Raw genomic sequence first — 20,982 nt, 5'->3', positions numbered from 1 at the left:
GATGAATGACATGCTGGATCACACCCTTATGGTTGACCCCTCTTCTCCAAAAGATGATTCATATAGCAAAATCGAAACATACAAACAAGCGACTGCCCTCTGCATGTGAAGGGTAGCCGCTTGTTTGCTTGTTTGGTTCTTGGTTCTTGGTTCTTGGTTCTTGGTTCTTGGTTCTTTGCTTATTTTAGAATTTCGCTAGTATTTAGTATTCAGTATGGATCGTTGTAGAAAAGAACCTACGTGCTTCGCTTGAGCGTTTTATATTACAGATGCTCAATAATATCGCCTGCCAGTAGAGATGCCGGATTACCGGGACGCGATAGGGCGGCGATGTCACCGGCATGTCCGTGCAGATGCACACCGAATGCTGCTGCCTGAATACCATCCAATCCCTGTCCAAGCAAACCGGAGATTACGCCAGTTAATACGTCACCAGAGCCACCCGTTGCCATACCCGGATGTCCTGTCGTATTCACGAACACACGGCCATCTGGCGAAGCGACAACGGTACGAGCGCCTTTAAGTACCAAGGTGACCCCGTGCTTCTGTGCAAATTGACGTGCCAGACCGATACGATCACGCTGTACATCCTTTGTGGATATGCCTGCTAGACGGGACATTTCGCCGGGATGCGGAGTGAGGATGGTGTGGGCTGTGCGTTTGGACCATTTTGCCAATCCATCGGCTTCTGCCAGAATATTCAGACCGTCGGCATCAATCACAAGCGGCTGGTCACTTTGTTCCCACAGCTGATGCAGCCATTCTCCATCTCCTTCAAATCGTCCTAAGCCGGGACCGATCGCCAGCACGTCGGCTTTGTCTGCCTGCTCCAAAATAGCGGATACTGTATCGGCTGCCCATTGTCCGTCCGGGTCTTTGGCTACCGGTGCCATCATCAGCTCCGGCACATGACCCACCATATGCTTCATCAGCTGCTCTGGCAGGAGCCATGTGACCAATCCGCTACCGATCCGCAATGCGGAACGCGATGCCATCAAGCCTGCACCACTCATATTGAGACTGCCGCCTACAATCATCACATGACCGTAGGTTCCTTTGTGACCATCAACAGCACGAGTGCGCTCCGTATCCACCTGCAATGCCTGGCGCAGCGTATCCTCCGTAATGAGATGAGTCTGAATATCAGCACTCTGCGCCACACTACGCGGGATACCAATCGTGCGCACAACCACATCGCCAGCATGACCTGCACCCGGATACTGAGTTAAGCCCTGTTTTAGAAAAGCCAGACAAACCGTAACCTTCGCCTGAATACAAGACTCTGCCACTTCCCCGGTATCTGCATTCAAGCCGCTTGGAATATCAGCAGCGATGATGTCTTTACCGCTTTGATTGGCAGAGCGAATAATCGAAGCATACGGATGACGTGGCTCGCCTTTGCTGCCTGTACCGAGCAGACAATCGAGGATACCCGTATATGGCTGCCATAGCGCATAAGCGGATTCAGATGCAGACTGCTCAGACGAATGAGCATTTGAATCATGTTTGCCTTGCTCATCGGAAGAGTGGACATGATCCTCATCTTGCTCCTGCTCATGGGATGACAAATTCCAGTTGTCATTCCAAACGGTATACGGGATACCTGAGCGATGGGCGGCATCCCGCTGCAAGGCAGCATCGCCACGTAATTCATCTGGCTCTGTTGCATAGAGCAGCGTAACTTTGATGCCCGCATCCTGCAAATAACGTGCCGCCACCAATCCATCGCCGCCGTTATTGCCTTTGCCAACTAGAATGAGCCAATGCTGATGCTGACGATTGGGAATCACATGCTCATCGCTGCGAATGCCGCTACGTCGCTTCAATGAAGGCCCAGATGGTACATCGGCCTGCTCCTCCTGCTTACCACCGATCCACGAAATCACTTCTTCGGCAATCGCTTTGCCTGCACTTTCCATCAGCGACATGGCTGGAACGCCTAGCTGCTGTATTGTTGTTTGATCCAGATTGCGCATTTGCTCTGCGGTAACGATATACATAAAAAAAGCCCCTTTCGCGTCTATCATTGAATGGAATGATGCAAGCGTGTCCTTTCTAAACCCTACTGTTCTATTAACCGAATTTGTCTGCTTTTCTTTCTGGGCAAACAGGTAAAAGAAAAGACACCGCCGATATGGCAGTGTCTGAGGGCTGAATCATTGATTTCGTATTGTCTAAATATAATCTGGATATGTTCCTATGAGATCCATAGGCACACATTGGATTAATACGCTACTGTAAACCGATCCTGTACAAACTGTGGGTCTTCCACCTCGTCGAACAATGCAGCAGCATAATCCTCGGCAGAGATGCGGCTTGCCCCGTCATCATCGGTGATCAGGCGAGACGTACCGATACGGAAATTCCCTGTACGCTTGCCCGGTTCGATCCAGCTTGCCGGACTAACATACGTCCATTCCAGACCGCTCTGACGATACACCTCATACGCTTCTGCGTGCGCCTGAGCTAGTGGCTTGATTTCCTCAGGGAAATCGGCGGTATCCATTAGACGAACACCAGGCTCCACTTCCAGACTACCTGCACCGCCCACGATAACAAGGCGCTGAATACCAGCCTGTTTCACACCGGCACTGATGCAACGTGCGGCTTCCGGCAGTTCTTCCTCATTGCCGAATTGTGGTCCGAATGCGCTGATGACGACATCATGCCCGGACACTGCTGCTTCCACACTTGCTGGGTCCAGTACATTCACACGTACTAGTTTCAGCTGCTCTTGCTGTTGATCAAATTTGGACAGGTCGCGTCCAGCTGCGGTTACTTCATAGCGACGACGCAGCCCTTCCTGTACAAGGCGCTGCCCGATCATTCCACTCGCGCCAATAATAATAATTTTCATCCTATATCCATCCTTTCCGTCATGACAGTACCTGACTTGAGGTTCTGTCCTTACATACCCGGTTCAGCCGGAACTGATTCAGTTCTGCTGACCAATTGCTTGACGGACTTCCTCCATCTGGTGCAGATCGGTCGTCACCTGACGCAATGTGATCTGCTCCAGCTCGTGCTCCATTGCACGCTGCGCTCTGGCGAATACCTGCTCTAGCTCCTGCTGAATATTGCGGCCAATCTCACAATTCAGATTTGGCGTATCGTGAATTGCAAATAATTCATCCCGATTCTCGCTCTGTACGGCACGGTAAATGTGCAGCAGCGTAATCTCGCTCGCCGGACGAGTCAGCTGCGCTCCAGCAACACCGGGCTGTGTCCGCAAAATCCCTGCTTTGGTCAGCAAGCTAATCATACGGCGAATAACGACTGGATTCGTGTTGACGCTGCCTGCAATCATTTCCGAAGTAATCCGGCCTTCGGTGGAGTCGAGCAGTGACAGTGTGTGTATCGCTACGGCAAAACGGCTATTGTACGCCATACGGATTCCTCCTTTTTCCTGCCTGATGGTCATGCAGATTATCATCGTCCCGGCTTCGGGTATGCTATCTATCCTATACATTCAACGTATAGATCAAAGTACGTGTGTCCATCATCCATGATTTCAGTCCATATCCCAGTATACCAGTATTTCACCCAAAACTGACAACTGATTATCTAAACAATCACCGGAAAGAAACGCAAAATGCTTTTTTTCGTTTAATACTATAATGTAAGCCTGATTTGGTTATTCAGATTCACTCCATTCAGAAAGGATGTGCAGAATAGATGTACAACAATGGGCTACCGGTAATGAAATGGATTACGTTTGCATTGGAGGCGCTGATGGCGATTCCGCTGATTGGTGGAACATTCGTCATTAGCTATGGGTATGGGCCGCTGTTCGTCGCTTTTATCCTGCATCTGATTACACTGGTATTGGCCATTCGCGCGCGCCGCTCGCCCTTTGGTAATGCGATTGGTATTGTAACGTCGGCAATTGCTTGGATTCCGATTGTTGGCTGGATCATGCACACCATTACAGCGATTGTGCTGCTGATCGAGGCGTTGGCAGTGAGCATGCGTAGTTCGTCGGTACATCAACCGCCCTACGATTCATCGAATCGCCGTTACTAACGTATCAAAAAGGGCTATCGTACAGACTGTTAACACGATCTGATGCGGACTTGAACAGGTCTGCTTCAAGTACCAGTACTAGCAAATGGCAGTACAGATCAAGACTATATCCAATGACCTCACACTCCGCCGAAACAACAAGGTGTTGAATCGGCGGCATCGTTGTGTAATAGTGGTATCAGCAAGCTGGAAAGCGACCAATGGTTGTAAAAGGAGTGAACAAGGTGGAAGCATGGCAATCGAGCATGTGGCAGTACGACCCGATCGTCTGGATCTGGCCGAGTGTCGCCATGCTAGCTTTGCTGGCAGCGGTGTACGGATTTTCCGCTGCACAGCGCAAGCGAACCGACCGCGAACGAATGCGCCGGATCGAGGTTAGTTTGAATCATTTTACCCGGGCAGCCGGACATCTATATCCGGTCGTTAGCGCGACTGGCAATGCTTCCCCGGTGTCATCATCTGAGCGTAGTGAAGCAGCACTCACCGCTGAGGTTGTGCTCGCATGCAAGTCTGCACCGTATGCCGATCATGAGCTGGTTGAACGTATCGACCGCTATCTAGAGATGCAGAATCGTCAGGCGTTGCTACTGCTGTACCGTACACTCGAGATGAATATTAGCCGCCTAACCCGTGAACGTAAGCAATTGCTAGCACGCGGCGAGCAGCCGCATTGGGGGCTGCTGTTCTGGTTGACGCTGCGCCCACTGCTGCCGCTGCTCGTCCTGCTGCTGGAAGGCGCGCTGCTGGTGCATAGCTGGCAAGCATTACATATCGCGCAACTGACAGGGCCACCGGCACCTTTCTTCGTGGTGCTACGGTTGATTTCGCTGACAGGGGCATTGCTGCTGCTGTACGGTGTATTAAGCGCACAATTTCGAGAAAGTGGACGCCGAACATCCTTTGTCATCAATGCGCTGATCATCGCGGCGCTCGGATTGCTGCATCTGTTCGGCTTGATGGTAGCACCGTATGTGCTGATCGTGCAGGTGCTAGTATTCGCGGTAGGATACCGATTCACACGCGAGCCGAAGCGCAAGGAGCGTCCGTATGCTGGTGAGTACAATAAGTGATTGATGCGGTGTCCATGAATCCGCATCACATCCAATCGTAGCCGTACCGCAACATCGCTACAGGAAAATTATGATCAAAGAACCCTTAACCATACAATCGGTTAAGGGTTCTTCTTTATTTATGAGACAAAAAGGATATAGTCCAACCGAATATTCTGGATTACGCGCAACCAGCATCCCCTCCTTACTATCACAATGAAAAAGGAGCTGAACTCCTCACGAGTCAGCTCCTTTCACCAAAAATCGTGTATATCCAGTATATCAGTCTTCCACTTCGTTCATATCCGCCATCAGACAAACTGGACGATCCAAGGTCAGTTCATGACCAGTCGGTGTCAAACGCCCTGTTTCTGGATCGGCAGCAAATTGGACGATATTGCCGGAATCCTGATTACATACGAGTACATATCCGCCCGGTACAACGGCAAAGTTACGTGGAGTTCTGCCCTTCACATGTACCCACTCCACCGTCGACAGCGTGCCTGCTTCCTGATCAATCACATATTGGACGATGCTGTCATGACCACGGTTGGACGCGTAGACGTAGCGACCGCATAGCGACAGGCGAATATCGCCGCCCGTATTTTCATCCTCAAAGTCCTTCGGCAGGGTGGAGACGGTATTCAAAATCTCCAGTACACCCGTTTCTACATTACGGAAGTAGGCGGTCACTGTGCTATCCAGCTCATTGACTCCGTATGCCAGCTGACCGTTCGGGTGGAAGACCAGATGACGCGGTCCAGCAGCTGGTGGCAGCGATGTGCTGCCCGCTTCCGTCAAACTGCCATCCTCGCCCAGATTGTAGGCAACTACTTGATCCGTTCCCAGATCAGACACATACGCCATACTGCCATCCAGCGAGGATACGATGGAATGGGTATGCGCGGCATCTTGACGCTCAGGATGCGTGCCTTTACCTTCATGCTGCACATTGCCACTGCGGTCACCCAGACTGCCATCTTCTTTTACAGGAAACGAACTGGCATTGGCACCGGTATAATTGGCAGTTAGCACATACCGACCGTCCGGCGTTAATTGCACATAACATGGCGCTCCGCCGCCAGTCGGCTTGCGATCCAGCAAATGCAGTGCATGATCGCCGTCGATGGCATACGCAAGCACTTCGCCCTCGTCCTTTTCGCTGGCAGCATACAGATGCGTCGCATCGTTCGACAGTGCTAGATACGATGGATTTTCTACCCCTTTGACATTGGAAACTAGCTTCAGTTCGCCGGTATCCTGATTCATCACTGCAACATGAATCCCCGCTTCCTCCGTACCGGCATATGTACCGATATAAAGCCATACCTGATGATCTACGACTGACATGACGATTCTCCTCTCTGCAACGATGATGGGCGCGTATACAATCGCAGCATGCGATGCAATATCCTGACATCCCACTTCTGTGCGACACGATTGTATGCACGATAGCTATAGAAAAAGCCTGTTCAGTGAACAGGCACACTCTCTATTTAATACCGAATCCATCCGCTACTGAATCAGCAGCACTCGGATTTGTGGTCATGTCAGGCATAGTCATTGAAGATACATACACTCAACGCATGGACTCCGCTTGCTGCTTCGCATTGATCCGACCAAGCAGCAAGCGGACAAATGGTGGAATAGCAATGAAAATAAGCAGCGTGCGGAACAATTGATAGCAACTGACTGTCGCTACATCCGCATGAACTTCATGCGCAATGATCCCCATCTGATCCATTCCACCCGGCGCCATACTAAGCAGCCCGGTCGCGGCGGATACACCATGCCATTTCATCAGAATCAGCGTCATGATGCATGCGAATAAAATCAACACAATACCGCTGCCTATCGCTAGTAGCGTCATACGCAGCTTGTGCTGCAATTGCTCTGGGTGCAGCATCAGTCCTACCGAGCTGCCGATCAATAGCTGCGCCACATCTAGTATTCCAAGAGGCAATGCAGGTCCGTGCAAGCCGACAATTTGTAGCAAGCAGGTGATGATCATCGGCATGAGCAGATACGCGGTCGGGAAACGGATTTTCTTGCCAAACCATGCTGCGAGCGGACACAGAATGAGAAAAGGCAGAATCGCCGGAAATAGCGCGCTCCAGCTGCCCGATGAGCGTACAACCGTACTCGATACTGTGTCCATATCTGCACCGAATAACGGACTGAATACCAATAGCGGGACGAAGATCACAATCATCATCAGACGCGACACCTGCAAAAAGGTCACAACCGTAATATCGATCCCCTTCTGCTCCTCTGCCAGCACAACAATCTGACTCAACCCGCCGGGAATGCTGCCGATCAGCATCGTTTGAAAAGGAATGCCTGTCCAGCGGGACAGCACATACGCCATCGAGATCGCAAATACCATCAACAGCAGCGTCAGCGTGATCATCGAGGGCAACTGCTGACCGATACTTGCCAGCGTGGATACGGTCAGCGACAAGCCGATCGAATACCCGACAATCATAATACCGGCGTTTTTGGCGGCGGCAGGCCAAGACGGCTGCCAACGCTTCAATAGCCGCGAACCAGCAAACACGCCGATCATCGGACCAAGCAACCACGGTACCGGCAGGTGCAACAAATGAAAGAAAGCGCCGCCGATTAGGGCACACAGCAGTGTGCTACCCCAACCAGCCCAGCGCATAGACGAAATCACGAAGATGCTACCAGTTCACGAATACGCCCGTGAATATCGCCGCGGAAGGCGCCGCCGTGATAACAAACAATCGTATCGATATCCAAATCCAAGAAGGCTTTCAACGATTGTACAGCAAGCGGATAATCCGGCGTGAAGGCTGGTACTGGTCCCTCCAGTTGTCCCTCATTCACTGCCATCGCATCGCCAGTAAAGAGTGTTTTGCTGACTGGATGATACAGACTGATATGACCGGGCGTATGTCCCGGTGTATGCACAACCTGCAAGCCGCCAGCCAGCGGCAGCACATCGCCATCATGCAGCACATGATTCACATTGGGCGGTGTGTCTGCGGAGAAGGTTGCACGGAATAGCTGTCCTTCTTCCGGTGCGAGCGAGGATGCGATCATCTGAAGTCGTTCTGGCGTTGCTTTGATAAATGGAGCCGTACCATCAATCACCTTACGATCATCCTCATGCGCGTACACTTCTAGCTTGCCCCCACCATCGTTGATGAATTGCGGCAACGTACCAACATGGTCGATATCCTGATGCGTTAGGATCACGCCCGCCACCGGATAATCCGGCTTCAGCAACGAAGTCAGCTTATCATAATTGCCCGGAAAACCAGTGTCGAATATATAAGCACGTCCATCTTCATAAATGACAAACGGATGCAGAACGGCAGCATGACCGCCCATTTCCACATGCAAATCAAGCACTTCGATTTGTTCATTGATCTTCATATCTTATCCAAAGTCTGTATCAACAGACCTCGGTTCACCTCCCTGAACGAAATGATAGTTCCTCTCATATTATCATCCTTTCCAGTCGGAATTGTCAAAATAACACCCTCGTTACCTATGTATATATCGTCACAAAACAAAACGGATCAGGCACAATAAGCGGCATATATGTGTCGTATAGCCTGTCCTTATTTCCTGATCCGTTTATATAGAACATACCCGATTGCGCCCTTCATGCTTGGCACGGTACAGCGCCTGATCGGCTTGCTCAAGCAGTTGCTCCGCTTCAATTGCCGGAAAGGTCGCAATGCCGATTGAGATCGTGATATGCAGTTGCTTGCCGTTTAACAATGGAAAGCTATGCTGCTCCACCAGCCTTCTCAAATGCTCTGCCGTCTGCTGCGCCTGCTCAAATCGGCAATGATTCAGCAGCACCACAAATTCCTCGCCACCCTTGCGTGCACATTGATCAGACGAACGCACAAAGTCCAGCAGCAGCTCACCAAAGGAAGACAGCACCGTATCCCCCGCCGCATGCCCATACGTATCATTAATCGATTTAAAGTAATCAATATCGATCATCAACAGCGAAAATGGCTCCCGATTCTGCTGCGTACGTTGCAGCTTTTGCTCAAAGATCGAGTCAAACGCGCGCGAATTGTACAGCCCTGTCAAATGATCCCGACTTGCCTTTTCCTTGAGCAGATGAAGCGAGCGATTCGTACGGCTCAAATAGGTTAGCAGCAAATACGTAAACACGCCCCCAGCCAAATAACTGAGCATCACAAGCAGCGTACTCGGCAGATAAGGATTCGGCATTGCAAAATAAACCACGACGCATGGCATCAGCATACCGCCTGTAATAATGCCCAGCCAGCGGTGAAACGATTTGCGATGCGAATAGGTTAGGAGTAAGGCTGCCAGCACATACGTCGTTATAATCATCGTCATGCCTGCCAATAAGCCCGCCATATTCGTAATATCTAATAAAAGGAAGCGACCAAGCAAAATGCAGACTAAGGCAATCCCACCTGCAAACCGCCCCGCCATATACACCGCACTTACAATCGCCAGCGCCCGCATATCCAAATGAAAACCGCCGGGTGCTCCACTACTAAGCAGCATCAATCCAATGCCCAGCCCTCCATGAAGCAATCCTGCGAGATACGGATAAGCTGCATGATAACGTGGAAACTGCTCTTTAAACCGATTTAACAGCAAATTCGTAAAAAACAAAAACGCGGTAACCATCGTTAAATTATTGATTAAAACAAGTATCATATTATGCCTCTCATTTATGCCCAAACGGCAATTTATGAATGGTTCTTCCGCATCCATGAACGGCTTACTGTGTCATGTGAACACGTCTTTGCATACATAACTCAGCAACTATACTATATAATACGGCAAACCAACACGATTATTTCATAGAAAAACCAAAGAATATTGGTCATTTCTCCCAGAGTAGCATACGCAAACTCCATCCGCGCAGCCTCACACTGCACCAATCTGCCAATAGACCCATCTATCCTCATTTTAGCAAAATATTACCGTTAAATGCAGCAAAAAACCGGTGTCGGATGACACCGGTCTGTACCTCACTTGTTATGCGCCACCTCTACAAGCAGCTATGATTCAAGCAGGGAAAAAGCTATTTATTCCTATTCATTTCAACTTAGAACGAATTTTTGATAACCGCTTCGCTCAATGGGAAACGACCGGAAGCATAAGCAGGCTTGGCTGCTTTACCTACAGTGATCAGCATAACCGGAACATAACGCTCAGGCACGTTGAAGTGCTCCACAAATGTCGCTGCGTTAAATCCGCCCATTGGACACGTATCATAACCAAGTGCGCGTGCTGCCAGCATCAGGTTCATCGCTGCCAGAGAAGCATTGGACAATGCGCTGTTGCGCGCGACATCTGGGTTTTGGTAAGCGCCATTGATCTGACCTACCAGCGTATCACGGATTTCCTGTGTCATGCCGCCAGCTTCTACCAGTGCATCATAGACGATCGCTGCATTTTTGTTCGCTTCCAGATCGCCCAGTACCGCTACAGTAAAGGAGCTTTCTGCTACTTGCGATTGGTTATAGGCGATTGGCAGCAGTTCTTGCTTTTTCGCTTCATCGTCAATCACAAGGAATTTCCAGTGTTGCAGGTTCCATGCGGAAGGTGCTGCATTTGCAGCGGACAGGATGGTATCCATATCGTCTTGCGGGATAACATACCCTTTTTCGTATACTTTTACAGAATGACGATCTTCCATCACTTGAATGGTTTCCGGCTTCATTACATTAGACATGTACAACACTCCTTGATCGAAAATATAAAATAATACGAAACGTGTAAAAAGCTTATTTTTAGTAATCAAATATCGTTTCCACTGTGATTATATAAGCGTACAAATGGAGTGTCAACTGTAATTGTCCTATTGTCTAATCTTTTAACGTGGCGTTAACGCTTGTGAAGCTTGACGAACCCAGTCCAGCAATCGCAAATCCTGCCCTGGACCTGCAATCACGGACAAACCGACCGGTGCGCCTTCGATCAATCCAGCCGGAATACTAACCTGCGGCAGACCTGACAGCCCAGCGATACAGGACAGCTGCATCGTGCGTGAACGACGCTGTTCATTCGCTTCCCCGTCAATATGTAGCGCTGGTGCTGGACCTGTTGCCGTAGGCAAAATCAGCAGCCCATGAGTTCCCAACAATTGATGCAGGCGATTGCGAACTGTCTCCATTAGAGCAAATGCTTCGCCACTCTGTTCCCGCTGCAAAGTGGATGCCCACTGAAAGCGACCAGCAATATCGTCGGCAAATACCGGCTGTACCTCTTGAATCCACTGCTGATGCTGCTCCCAAATCTCGATGCCCTGCACCGTACGGAATGCCGTCATCCATGCTGCTAGCCCTTCTAGCGCAATCTGGATCTGCTCCTGCTGTACTTCGCCTTGATGGGAAACAGCACCTTCCAGCAGACGCTCCGCTACTTGACGCAGCAGCTCACTCGTCTCTGCTTCCGCTCCTGACCAAGCTTCCTGTGGCCAATATATCGTAGCAAACGAGCTATCGCTTTGCGGTTTTGCGGCTGCCTCTACATCCTGTAGCAGCACTTGCCCGACCTTGAATAGCATCTCCGCACTATTCGCCATCCAGCCTACCGTATCAAATCCTTGTGCCAGTGGAATCACACCGTCAATATCAACCAGCCCATGCGTTGGACGAATGCCATAAATGCCGCAGTAGGACGACGGAATACGCACCGACCCACCGGTATCCGTACCGATTGCAAAATCGCGCAATCCCGCGGAAACCGCTACCGCTGAACCGCTGGATGAGCCGCCGGGAATGCGATCAGGCGCCTGTGGATTGACTGGTGTACCATAATGTACATTTTGTCCATTCAGACTGTACATCAGCTCATCGGTATGTGTTGTTCCACGTAGCTCCGCCCCCGCTTCTAACAGCTTCCGAATCGCTGGTGCTGTCTGTTCTGCTGGTCCATGCGTGCGCAGCCAATCTGGATTGCCAGCACTGGATGTATAACCCTCCAGCGCAAATACATCCTTCACCCCAAATGTTAAACCGGCTAGCGGACCCTCCGCCGGATGATGAGCCAGCGTAAATTGTTCATTCACAAATGCGTTCCATTTCTGCGTCATGATGATTCCTCCCTGGCAAGCAAAATACATTTTTATATTGAAATCGATTATTTATCATTATATATTTATTCATATTGTAATTAAAAGTATTATTTTGCAGTCAAAAAGAAAGTGAAAATGACATATGGATGACATAATCTATCAAAATACAAGGAGTGATGAACGATGAATCCTTCCCAGCCGTCTGACGATATGCTGCCGGTCGATATTGATGACATTGATCGCCGGATTATTGCTATTTTAAACCAGAACGGACGCATATCCTATACCGATCTTGCCAAGGATATTGGTCTGTCTCGAGTGGCTGTACAGGCGCGTGTGCACACACTGATCGAGAACGGTATTATTGAACGTTTTGCCGCTGTGATCAATCCAGCGAAGATCGGCATTGCCGTATCTGCCTTTTTCAATGTCGAGGTGGAGCCGAAGCATCTGCATGAAACGGCAGATATGCTTGCCGAGGAGCCGGTCGTAACCAGCCTGTACCATATGACTGGACCGAGTAAGCTGCATATGCACGGGCTATTCCGTGACAATCATGAGATGGAAACCTTTTTGAAGGACAAACTATACACAATGCCGGGAATTATGAGCGTAGACTGCCAAGTGCTAATTACGCGTTATAAAAGCCGGATGGGAATGAGGCTCTGAACCAATGAACATATCCAATGCATCCAATCCTGCTGCCGCTCCGAACAGCAGCGACTCCCCACCACCCTTCCGCGAGGCAACGTATGGCGAATTATGCTGGGCGATGGTGCGGACTGGTATTCTCGGCTACGGCGGTGGTCCGTCGGTTATGCCGCTATTTCGATATGAAGCCGTCACGCGTTACCGCTGGATCAGCGATGATGAATTCGGTGAGATTTTGGCGCTCGGCAATGCGCTGCCCGGACCAATTGCTACCAAGATGGCGGCGTATCTCGGCTATCGCAGCAAAGGTACATTGGGTGCCATCGTTGCGATTCTGGCGCATATCGTTCCTTCCTGCGTAGCGATGATTCTTCTGCTATCAGCGGTCGCTTTTCTGAGTGAGTCGAAAATGATTCAAGGCATGATCGCCGCCGTTGTACCGGTTATTGCCGTGATGCTGGGTGTCATGGCATACGAATTTGGCGAAAAGGCGGTCAAGGGGCTTGGCAAGACGCTTGGCATTGTTTTATTCCTTCTTGTCTTCATTCTGCTACAGGTGCTTCATGTGCATGCCGCTATAGTAATCGCTGCCTTCCTGCTTTACGGTGCCTTTCACTTTAAGCTGGTGAACTGGTTGCGAAATCGCCGTTCCGGCAATGGAGGTGCCGTATGATGACCACAAGCTTGGATTGGCTAGATTGGCTACAATTGTTATGGGGATTCTTCCTTGCCAATGTACTCGGCTACGGCGGCGGCCCTGCTTCAATTCCGCTGATGTACAATGAGATCGTTACCCATTACCATTGGCTGAATGATACGCAATTTTCCAATGTGCTGGCGCTTGGTAATACGTTACCCGGACCGATTGCTACCAAGATTGCTGCTTTTGTCGGCTTTAATGTTGCTGGTATTCCGGGCCTGCTTATCGCGCTCGGCGCTACAGTTATTCCGTCGGCAGTAGCGATGATCGTGCTGCTAAAGCTACTGCAAAAGTATCGCACCTCGCCGGTAGTAAAAGGGCTAACGCTGCTCGTGCAACCGGTCATCGCAGTACTGATGCTCATTTTGACATGGCAACTGGCGCAAGAATCGTACACATCCATTGGACTGTGGCAATCGCTCATTATTGCCGCTATCGCTTTTTGGGCGATGCAAATTCGCAAGATTCATCCGGCGTTTGTCATTTTGGCGGCGTTTGCGTATGGCGCGTTCGCTTTGCCTTATTTTATGTAAAGTTACCTGTATCGCTGCTTGCTTCTTCTGATCAGGGAGGAGTGATCACAAAAGACCTGTCACTGCAAAGGCATAGTATGCCTAGCAAGGACAGGTCTCTTTCGTGTTGTGGACTATGATAGCCATAGACTGCTAAACCGGACGCTTTTCCTCTAACAGTGCGGGTGATAATGGCTTGTAATCAATCGGCGAGGATAGCACGATCAACGTCGTATAATCACCGTGCATACTGATCCGATTTTCAAAATCTTCTAGCTCGCGGATTGATGAAGTGATGACTTTGAGCAAATAATTGTATTCGCCGCTTGTGCGGTGACATTCGGCAATCTCTACCGTCTGCTGGCAGAACTCGACAAAGTTCAGTCCATCGCTCGTATGAAACAAATAGTAGGCAGTGGATTGATGCCCGATTTTCTCTGGGGAGACGATGGCACGATACTGTTGGATAATACCACTCTCTTCCATTCGACGTACCCGTTCCGTCACCGCCGGTTGCGACAGACCGACTTCCTTGCCCAAATCCGTCATAGAAATTCGAGCCTGCTGTTGAAGATGAAGCAAAATACATTGATCGACGTGGTCCATAGATCATCCTCCTCTGTACGTTTTGACGTGACGGACAACACGTTCTAGCAAAAGCTACAGATGATAGCAAAAAGGAATGACCAGCAAAACGCATCGGTAGCGCTGCCGGTTGTTCATATATGTTCGGTTGTTATATGTATTAGTGCGATATTATCACAGAACATGTCTATAGTAAATCCAAATAAGAGCGCAAAAAAGCCGCCATCCCTGCCAGAACGCGAGTTCTGACAGAGTTGCGACTATGCGGTTGCCTTTATTTGCTTGCAGCAGTTTCCGCCAAAATCGACTTCATCAGCGGCACATAAATATGCCAGTAAAAGGCATCTTCACTGTTCGGCTTATCAAATGTAAACCAGCGTTTCACATTTTCCCAGCCTTCGTATCGGCGCCAGAATGGGTACTGATCATGATCGGCATAATCGCCTGCAAAATAATAGGATACATAGCTGTCATGCTGCTGGCGAATAATCGCTGGGAAGGAGCCTTCAATGCCAGCTTCCTGCATCTTCTGTCGACCATCCTTGGTCAGTCCCAGATCATACGTAGCAAGTATATCCGTACCCTGCTCTGGCTTCATCACATCAAACCAGTAGTTGTAGCGTACTGTATCATCTAGCCCAAGGAGCGCCTTGCCCTGCGTCGTCAGAATCGTCTGTACACCTTCGCTACCGATCTGCTTCCCTTCTTGCAGGACAACCACGCGTCCGTCTTCGTGAACAAATACGATACCCGGTCCGGTGTAGGGCCATTGATTCGGATCAGTACCGTTGCCGCTTAGAAACTCCGGCACTTCGCCACCGCGTGTCAAATCACTAAAATAACGCCCCGTCCAGCCAGTCCATTCCGCTCCAATCAGCGGATAAATCTGCTGACGTACACTTTCCTTCGTCGGTGTAGCGAGACTGTTGAATTCAGCGATTAATGTCTTCACACCGCCGCCTTCCACGCCCGCCTTGATACGCTGTACATCGGTAGCAGTCAACCCGCCATACAGAATCCCTTGCGACAGATCGCCTGTACCGGCAGAGCTGTTATCGTCTCCTGTGCCTGTACCTTTATATTCCGCGCGTTCCACACCATACGTGTCCGCCAGATAGATCATGTCCGTGCCTTTCATATCCTCAGGCAGCTCGGTCGTTGTATACTTGCCGTCTGCCTGTGGGAAAAAGCCGTAGTAATCCTTGGTGTAATCGTAGGTTTGCCCATTGGCTTTGACATATTTCTGCTGATTGAGCAGCCAAATCAGCCCTTTATGTTCACGATACGAATCGTTAGGAACGGTTTTATCCAGAATCGCCACCTGAAGCTTTTGATCTGGCTGCACCTCCCACCAGATCCACGGTGTTATTGCCAGAGCGACCAGAAGGATTGGGATCAGCCAGAATGTCCATGCTTTGATTTTTTTCATGGCTTCCCTCCGCCTGCCCCGCTATCCGTTTTCTTGGTGTTCATGACACCTCCGCGTGCCATATCACCCCAAGCGTGTTTTTTGCGGGCAGCAATGCGCACCAGACCTTCGAAGCGCCAGAACGTCATCATCGGACGATACCAGAGCGTCTCCGACAGCGCATAAAAGAACAACCGCGTCAGATCGGATACCCGATTGTAACGCTTAAAGCACCATTCCTCGAACAGCACAGCACCCATGGACAACAGTGAGCCATACAGCAGCATCAGGAAGGCGAGAATAATCGTAATCCGAATATCAATTGTATCTAGGAAAATCCCAGTAATAACCGTAATAATCCCCGCCAGTTCCACCGCCGGTCCGAGTAGTTCAACGAACAGGAAGTATGGCATAGAGATCATGCCGATTTTGCCGTAACGTGGATTCATCAGCATTTTGCGGTTTTTCCATAGACTTTCGAACAAGCCGCGATGCCAGCGTGTACGTTGACGACGCAGGATTTTGGCTTGCTCTGGCGCTTCCGTCCAGCAGACTGGATCGGGCACATAGACGATCTGTGCCTTGCTCTTTTTCTCCTGAATCCGGCGATGCAGCCTTACCACCAGCTCCATATCCTCACCAATCGTGTTGACATCGTAACCGCCAACCTCGATCACCCAGCTTTTTTTGAAAATACCAAAGGCGCCGGAGACGATCAGCAGCAGGTTATAACGACTCAAGCCAATCCGCCCCATCAAAAAGGCACGCAGGTACTCGATTACCTGCATCACGACCAGTGGCTTGTTCGATAATCGCACACTGTCACGGCTCAAATATCCGCTATCCACATAACTACCATTAGCGATACCAACACTGCCGCCCGTCGCAACAATTTCCTCATTCGGACCGGCATCCATAATCGGCTTCATGACCTTAATAAAAGCATCTTGGTCCAGCACCGTATCGCCATCCAGCGAGGCAAAATACGGATACTGACATACGTTGATGCCTACATTCAGCGCATCTGCCTTACCGCCATTTTCCTTATCGACCAGCACTAGATTGTTGTGCTGAAGCGAGCGGTAAATGCCGCGAATCGGCTTCGTTTCCTTACCCAATCCAGACCAGCGTACCCGACTCTTGATCTCAACCATGTCGAATTCATCGATCAGTTCCTGTGCGGTCCGATCCTTGGAGCCGTCATTAACGACCACGACTTCAAATTGCTTGTAGTTGATCCCGAGCAGGGAGCGAACACTCCAAACAATATTCAGTTCTTCGTTATAGGCAGGCACGATAATCGACAACGGCGGTGCTAGCTCTTCCTGTAGCACCTGCTCGTACTGGGCTTCGTTGACGTCCTTTTCCCGACTCAGCTTGGCGGCTGCGATAAAGAACAGCACCACATACACCAGACTGACCACGACCACGTAAACCATAATAATGATGCCGAGAATCTCGAAAATGGTGCCAATGGTTTCAAGCCAGATTCCGCTCATATTGTTTCCTTTCCAGCGTCTCCTCCGCCATTTCGCGTGCATAGCGGTCCGCATGTTCGCCGGCAGCTACTTTTTTCAGCAGCTCCAGTCCGTTTTTGTAACCAGACAGCGATTCAGCTGCCTGCTGGCGTACCCGATACGCCGAATCGCCGAGCATTTCCATCAGATAAGATACGAATACATCCTCATGGATATTGCCCATCACTTTGGCACGCATCAGGCGTTCCGGCCAAGATGTAGTTTGTGTTTCTGGATAGTCGTGCTCGCGCTCCAATACATTTAGCAACTGACGTGTGGCTTCCGGTGACAGATAGCCAAAGTTGGAGATTGCCTTCAACGCGCGAATACGCAATTCGCTATCACCCGCAGCCAGCTGGCGTTCCAGCAGGCTCAGTACCTCAGCGGAGCGGATATTGTTAATACGCAGCGCATCGATCAGACTGCACTGCACCCGATAAGGAAAGCGATCAAATTCGCGCAGCATCCGGTTGCGCATCTCCTCATTCAATGGCAACAGAATTTGCAACAGCTGACTGTCCGACAGCTCATGATCGCCATCGCGTAGAAAGTCAACTAGCTGCTCACTGCTCAGCTTGGACAATACACGCAAAATCTGAAAATGCTCCTCTTCCGAGCATTTCGGATTTTTCATCCAGCTGATCAACTCATTTTCCAGTGTATTCATCCGAAACTGCTCAATCCAGAGCAGTGTATTCATACGAGTACTCCATTGTGAGCTGCGCAGCGCCTGCTTATAATGCCCAGAAAAATAACGCTCTGCAAACTCATAAATTCGCATACGCTCTTCCGGTGCACGCGTTACGGCAAGACGATGCTGCAAAGCTTCCTGCACCGCCTCCATCCGATACGGTTCTTTGGTAGACAAACGGCGCGAGGTTTCTCCGGTAGCCAGATAATGCTCTAGCGCCGAATCCGGCAATTCCAGATCGCGTACCATCTCATATATCGTTAATCTGCGTTTGTTATATGTTGCCTTGCGTAGTGCCAAATAACCGTACAGCCCCAGCAATGCCACCAGCATGATCACACAGAGGATGACGATAATAATCAGCACCTGTTCCGTGCTCAGATGATTCATGCTCTCATCCTCCCTAGCAACCGCCGAATACGGGCTTCCAGCTCCACAATACTAAAAGGCTTGGTCAAATAATCATCCGTACCAGCGCTAATCGCTTCCGCCACTTCACGGTCATCGCCAACCCCAGTCAGCATCAGCACCGTATAGCGACTACGATTCTCAGAGGAGCGGAGACGACGCAGTACTTCCATACCATTCATACGTGGCATCATACGGTCGAGAATCAGCAAATATTGTGTATCCTCGTTATGCCAGCCATCACTGAAAAAGTCCTCGCCATCACTAAACGCTCGTACATCTAGACGGTGATCGACCTGAATCCCTGCCAGACGCTTGGTCAGCATATTACGAATCAGATCATCGTCGTCAATAATCGCCAGTCGCCATGAGCGAATATCTACTGGCGGTACTGGTGCGTGCTGCACCTCAGCACGTGCATTCTGTTGCAGCAGCTTCTCATCGCGGTCCACCCATTCCAGTCGGCGTGTGCCAGTATCGGTCGTTGCCGCTTCACGGATCGTATCTGCACGGAATGTCGGTGCTGACTGCACAGACGTTTCATTCGGTAATACAACCGATCCAGCAGCAACTGCTGAACGGCGTTCTTGTCCAGTTTCATGGAACGGCGCAGGAGCTTCTCCTGCTGGACTGCCTGCTGCTTCGTCCAGATCCGGCTCATGAATCAGATCATTGTCTGGCAAAATCACTGGCTGTACCACCTCTGGCTGATCTTCCGCTGAAGCAGCACTACGCTGATCTCCAGCAGCATGACGTGACGACGAGGATGTGTCTGACAAACGTGTATCTTCTGAATCCGCTGAGAATAGCGGCTCATGATTGGCATGCTTTTGTAGACGAGAAGACAAATTAGACAGCAGTGAATCCATTTTTTGCTCCGTTTCAATGATCGGTGAAGGATGATGCTCACCTGTATCGCTCTGGGAGGAAGGCGTTACTGCCGTATCCTGCGGAGAAGAAGGGGCGGATGCAGCGAGACGATCCGGCTTCACAGATTCGGCTTCATTGGAGGAATTGGTAGGTGCTGTATACACAGGTCGATCATCTGGTACTGCTGTTTGCGTCTGACGTACCGTATCGCTCAGACGCAGTGATGGGCTATGCTCCAATGCACGGCGCTCTGGGACAACAATCACTCCATCATGACGGCGCTTCGCCTCTGCCACAATACGCAGAATTCGATCATAACAAAATGGTGCTGTCATGCCCGGCTTTAATTCCAGAACACCAGCCGAGAACGAGATATGATAGCTTTCCGATCCTGCATGATGTTCTTCCTGTTCTAACTTCGCCAGCAATTGATTGGCAAACGAAGCCGCTTCCTTCTCACTCATGCCCGGTTGCAGCAAGTAAAACCGATCATGACGGTCACGCGCCCAAATATCAAGCGGCCCAAGCGACGGCTTCACCAGATCAGAGAAATGCTTGAGTAGTCGATCGCCTTCTGTATAGCCAAACCGCTCGTTGATATAGCGGAAGCTGTCCAAATCAAACAGTGTCAGCACCGACGGTTCTGGACGCTCTGGCAAACGCTGCAAATGACGCACTAGTTCCTGTGCAAAATACGTATTGTTATACGCACCCGTCAACTCGTCTGTCATCAGCAGCGTATTCAGCTTGAGACGACGTGAGATTTGACGCTTCACACGCACTGCAAATTCCTCGACATCCAGCGGCTTACCGATAAAATCATCTGCACCGGATTCATAAGCACGAATCCGCGTCTCCCGGTTATTGCTCGCACTAATCATGACAATCGGAATCAAATACTGCTCGCTACGTGCCTGCATTTCCTGCAACAGATCCAGACCGTTGCTGCCTTGTAACACGATATCCAGTACTACACAATCCGGCTTCATACTATAAAATAACTCCAGCGCACGTCCTGCATCCGGTGTTGCTAATACCATATAGCCGAGACGTTCCAGATAATCCTTGAGCATTTGCAGCAGACTGAGATCGTCATCTACCACTAGCAATGTACCAAGATAAGCAGGCAGCTCGGTTTCCGCTGATTCCTGCTCATCCGCTACATCATCTGTTCCCTCTTCCTCCAGATCATCACCAGCAGCCAGCAGCAAATAGGCAAGTGGCGCCAGCAGTTCGCGCGCTTCCTTTGCCTCCCACTGGCGTTCTCCTTCCGAATCCAGCTGGTCAATCCGCTCCGAAGCAGCCTGGAACCAGTCGTCCAGTCCAATCGTTCCTGCCGTACCTTTTACCGAATGCAGCAGGCGATACAGCTCCGCTTCTGTGCTAAACTGGCCGGGCCGGGTCATTTCCCTGATTTTTTCCTTCATTTGTTTAATAAATAAGCGCTGATATTTGTCCATACGGCCCTCCCTGGCTGCAGTTGTATCGTCCAGATGGCATCGCAGCCACTAATTTGA

The 20,982-nt window shown here is 50.2% G+C and carries 19 protein-coding genes; 5 read left to right on the top strand and 14 right to left on the bottom strand.

Going from position 1 to position 20,982, the window contains the following annotated elements; all coding sequences use genetic code 11:
* Window positions 1-263: 263 nt before the first annotated feature.
* From ABXR35_RS15260 to ABXR35_RS15250, 3 genes are all read right to left on the bottom strand, one after another.
* On the bottom strand, window positions 264-2,000 hold the full coding sequence (locus tag ABXR35_RS15260; protein ID WP_367062233.1) for an NAD(P)H-hydrate dehydratase: 1,737 nt from the start codon (window positions 1,998-2,000) through the stop codon (window positions 264-266).
* Between the two features lie 224 nt (window positions 2,001-2,224).
* Window positions 2,225-2,857, bottom strand: coding sequence for an NAD(P)-dependent oxidoreductase (locus ABXR35_RS15255; protein WP_367062230.1), 633 nt, complete (start codon window positions 2,855-2,857; stop codon window positions 2,225-2,227).
* Between the two features lie 78 nt (window positions 2,858-2,935).
* The gene (locus ABXR35_RS15250) at window positions 2,936-3,388 is read right to left on the bottom strand and encodes an Rrf2 family transcriptional regulator (RefSeq protein WP_367062227.1); all 453 of its coding nucleotides are present in this window, start codon (window positions 3,386-3,388) and stop codon (window positions 2,936-2,938) included.
* Between the two features lie 287 nt (window positions 3,389-3,675).
* Here ABXR35_RS15250 and ABXR35_RS15245 point away from each other — a divergent pair, with 287 nt between their 5' ends.
* Both ABXR35_RS15245 and ABXR35_RS15240 read left to right on the top strand, forming a co-directional pair.
* Complete coding sequence (locus tag ABXR35_RS15245) at window positions 3,676-4,023, top strand: hypothetical protein (protein WP_367062224.1); 348 nt, start codon at window positions 3,676-3,678, stop codon at window positions 4,021-4,023.
* A 224-nt stretch (window positions 4,024-4,247) separates the two neighbouring features.
* Window positions 4,248-5,093 (top strand): hypothetical protein, encoded by an 846-nt coding sequence (locus ABXR35_RS15240; RefSeq protein ID WP_367062221.1) that lies wholly within the window; start codon window positions 4,248-4,250, stop codon window positions 5,091-5,093.
* A 261-nt stretch (window positions 5,094-5,354) separates the two neighbouring features.
* Here ABXR35_RS15240 and ABXR35_RS15235 read toward each other — a convergent pair whose 3' ends face one another.
* From ABXR35_RS15235 to ABXR35_RS15210, 6 genes are all read right to left on the bottom strand, one after another.
* On the bottom strand, window positions 5,355-6,422 hold the full coding sequence (locus ABXR35_RS15235) for a lactonase family protein (RefSeq protein ID WP_367062218.1): 1,068 nt from the start codon (window positions 6,420-6,422) through the stop codon (window positions 5,355-5,357).
* A gap of 229 nt (window positions 6,423-6,651) precedes the next feature.
* Window positions 6,652-7,749, bottom strand: a complete 1,098-nt coding sequence (locus ABXR35_RS15230; protein ID WP_367062215.1) for an AbrB family transcriptional regulator — start codon at window positions 7,747-7,749, stop codon at window positions 6,652-6,654.
* Window positions 7,746-8,474 carry an MBL fold metallo-hydrolase gene (locus tag ABXR35_RS15225; protein WP_367062212.1) on the bottom strand — a complete coding sequence of 243 codons (729 nt, stop codon included), beginning with the start codon at window positions 8,472-8,474 and terminating at the stop codon, window positions 7,746-7,748. Before ABXR35_RS15225 ends, ABXR35_RS15230 begins: the two co-directional genes overlap by 4 nt.
* Before the next feature lie 204 nt (window positions 8,475-8,678).
* A complete protein-coding gene (locus tag ABXR35_RS15220) occupies window positions 8,679-9,755 on the bottom strand; it encodes a GGDEF domain-containing protein (protein WP_367062209.1) in 1,077 nt (358 codons plus the stop codon).
* 394 nt (window positions 9,756-10,149) lie between these two features.
* A complete protein-coding gene (locus ABXR35_RS15215) occupies window positions 10,150-10,779 on the bottom strand; it encodes a nitroreductase family protein (protein WP_367062206.1) in 630 nt (209 codons plus the stop codon).
* A 141-nt stretch (window positions 10,780-10,920) separates the two neighbouring features.
* Complete coding sequence (locus tag ABXR35_RS15210; RefSeq protein WP_367062203.1) at window positions 10,921-12,141, bottom strand: amidase; 1,221 nt, start codon at window positions 12,139-12,141, stop codon at window positions 10,921-10,923.
* Between the two features lie 165 nt (window positions 12,142-12,306).
* Between ABXR35_RS15210 and chrS the strand changes: the two genes are divergently transcribed.
* From chrS to chrA, 3 genes are read left to right on the top strand one after another with little or no spacing between them, the layout of a single operon-like run.
* Window positions 12,307-12,792, top strand: a complete 486-nt coding sequence (chrS, locus tag ABXR35_RS15205) for a chromate efflux transcriptional regulator ChrS (RefSeq protein WP_367062200.1) — start codon at window positions 12,307-12,309, stop codon at window positions 12,790-12,792.
* A gap of 4 nt (window positions 12,793-12,796) precedes the next feature.
* Window positions 12,797-13,447, top strand: coding sequence for a chromate efflux transporter ChrB (chrB, locus tag ABXR35_RS15200; protein ID WP_367062197.1), 651 nt, complete (start codon window positions 12,797-12,799; stop codon window positions 13,445-13,447).
* On the top strand, window positions 13,447-14,007 hold the full coding sequence (chrA, locus tag ABXR35_RS15195) for a chromate efflux transporter ChrA (protein ID WP_367062813.1): 561 nt from the start codon (window positions 13,447-13,449) through the stop codon (window positions 14,005-14,007). The genes chrB and chrA overlap by 1 nt, the downstream gene beginning before the upstream one ends.
* Before the next feature lie 132 nt (window positions 14,008-14,139).
* Here the strand turns inward: chrA and ABXR35_RS15190 are convergent, their stop codons facing one another.
* From ABXR35_RS15190 to ABXR35_RS15170, 5 genes are all read right to left on the bottom strand, one after another.
* Entirely contained in the window at window positions 14,140-14,592 is a 453-nt protein-coding gene (locus tag ABXR35_RS15190) for an Lrp/AsnC family transcriptional regulator (protein WP_367062194.1), read from the bottom strand.
* A gap of 253 nt (window positions 14,593-14,845) precedes the next feature.
* Window positions 14,846-16,000, bottom strand: coding sequence for a hypothetical protein (locus ABXR35_RS15185; RefSeq protein ID WP_367062191.1), 1,155 nt, complete (start codon window positions 15,998-16,000; stop codon window positions 14,846-14,848).
* A complete protein-coding gene (locus ABXR35_RS15180) occupies window positions 15,997-17,478 on the bottom strand; it encodes a glycosyltransferase family 2 protein (RefSeq protein WP_367062188.1) in 1,482 nt (493 codons plus the stop codon). The genes ABXR35_RS15185 and ABXR35_RS15180 overlap by 4 nt, the downstream gene beginning before the upstream one ends.
* Complete coding sequence (locus ABXR35_RS15175; protein ID WP_367062185.1) at window positions 17,459-18,577, bottom strand: HEAT repeat domain-containing protein; 1,119 nt, start codon at window positions 18,575-18,577, stop codon at window positions 17,459-17,461. Before ABXR35_RS15175 ends, ABXR35_RS15180 begins: the two co-directional genes overlap by 20 nt.
* Entirely contained in the window at window positions 18,574-20,925 is a 2,352-nt protein-coding gene (locus ABXR35_RS15170) for a response regulator (protein WP_367062182.1), read from the bottom strand. The genes ABXR35_RS15175 and ABXR35_RS15170 overlap by 4 nt, the downstream gene beginning before the upstream one ends.
* Between the last annotated feature and the right edge of the window lie 57 nt (window positions 20,926-20,982).

Source organism: Paenibacillus sp. JQZ6Y-1 (genome assembly GCF_040719145.1).
Classification (GTDB): Bacteria; Bacillota; Bacilli; order Paenibacillales; family Paenibacillaceae; genus Saccharibacillus; species Saccharibacillus kandeliae.
Note: the sequence above shows the minus strand (reverse complement) of the source record. Positions and strands in the feature narration are given on the sequence as shown.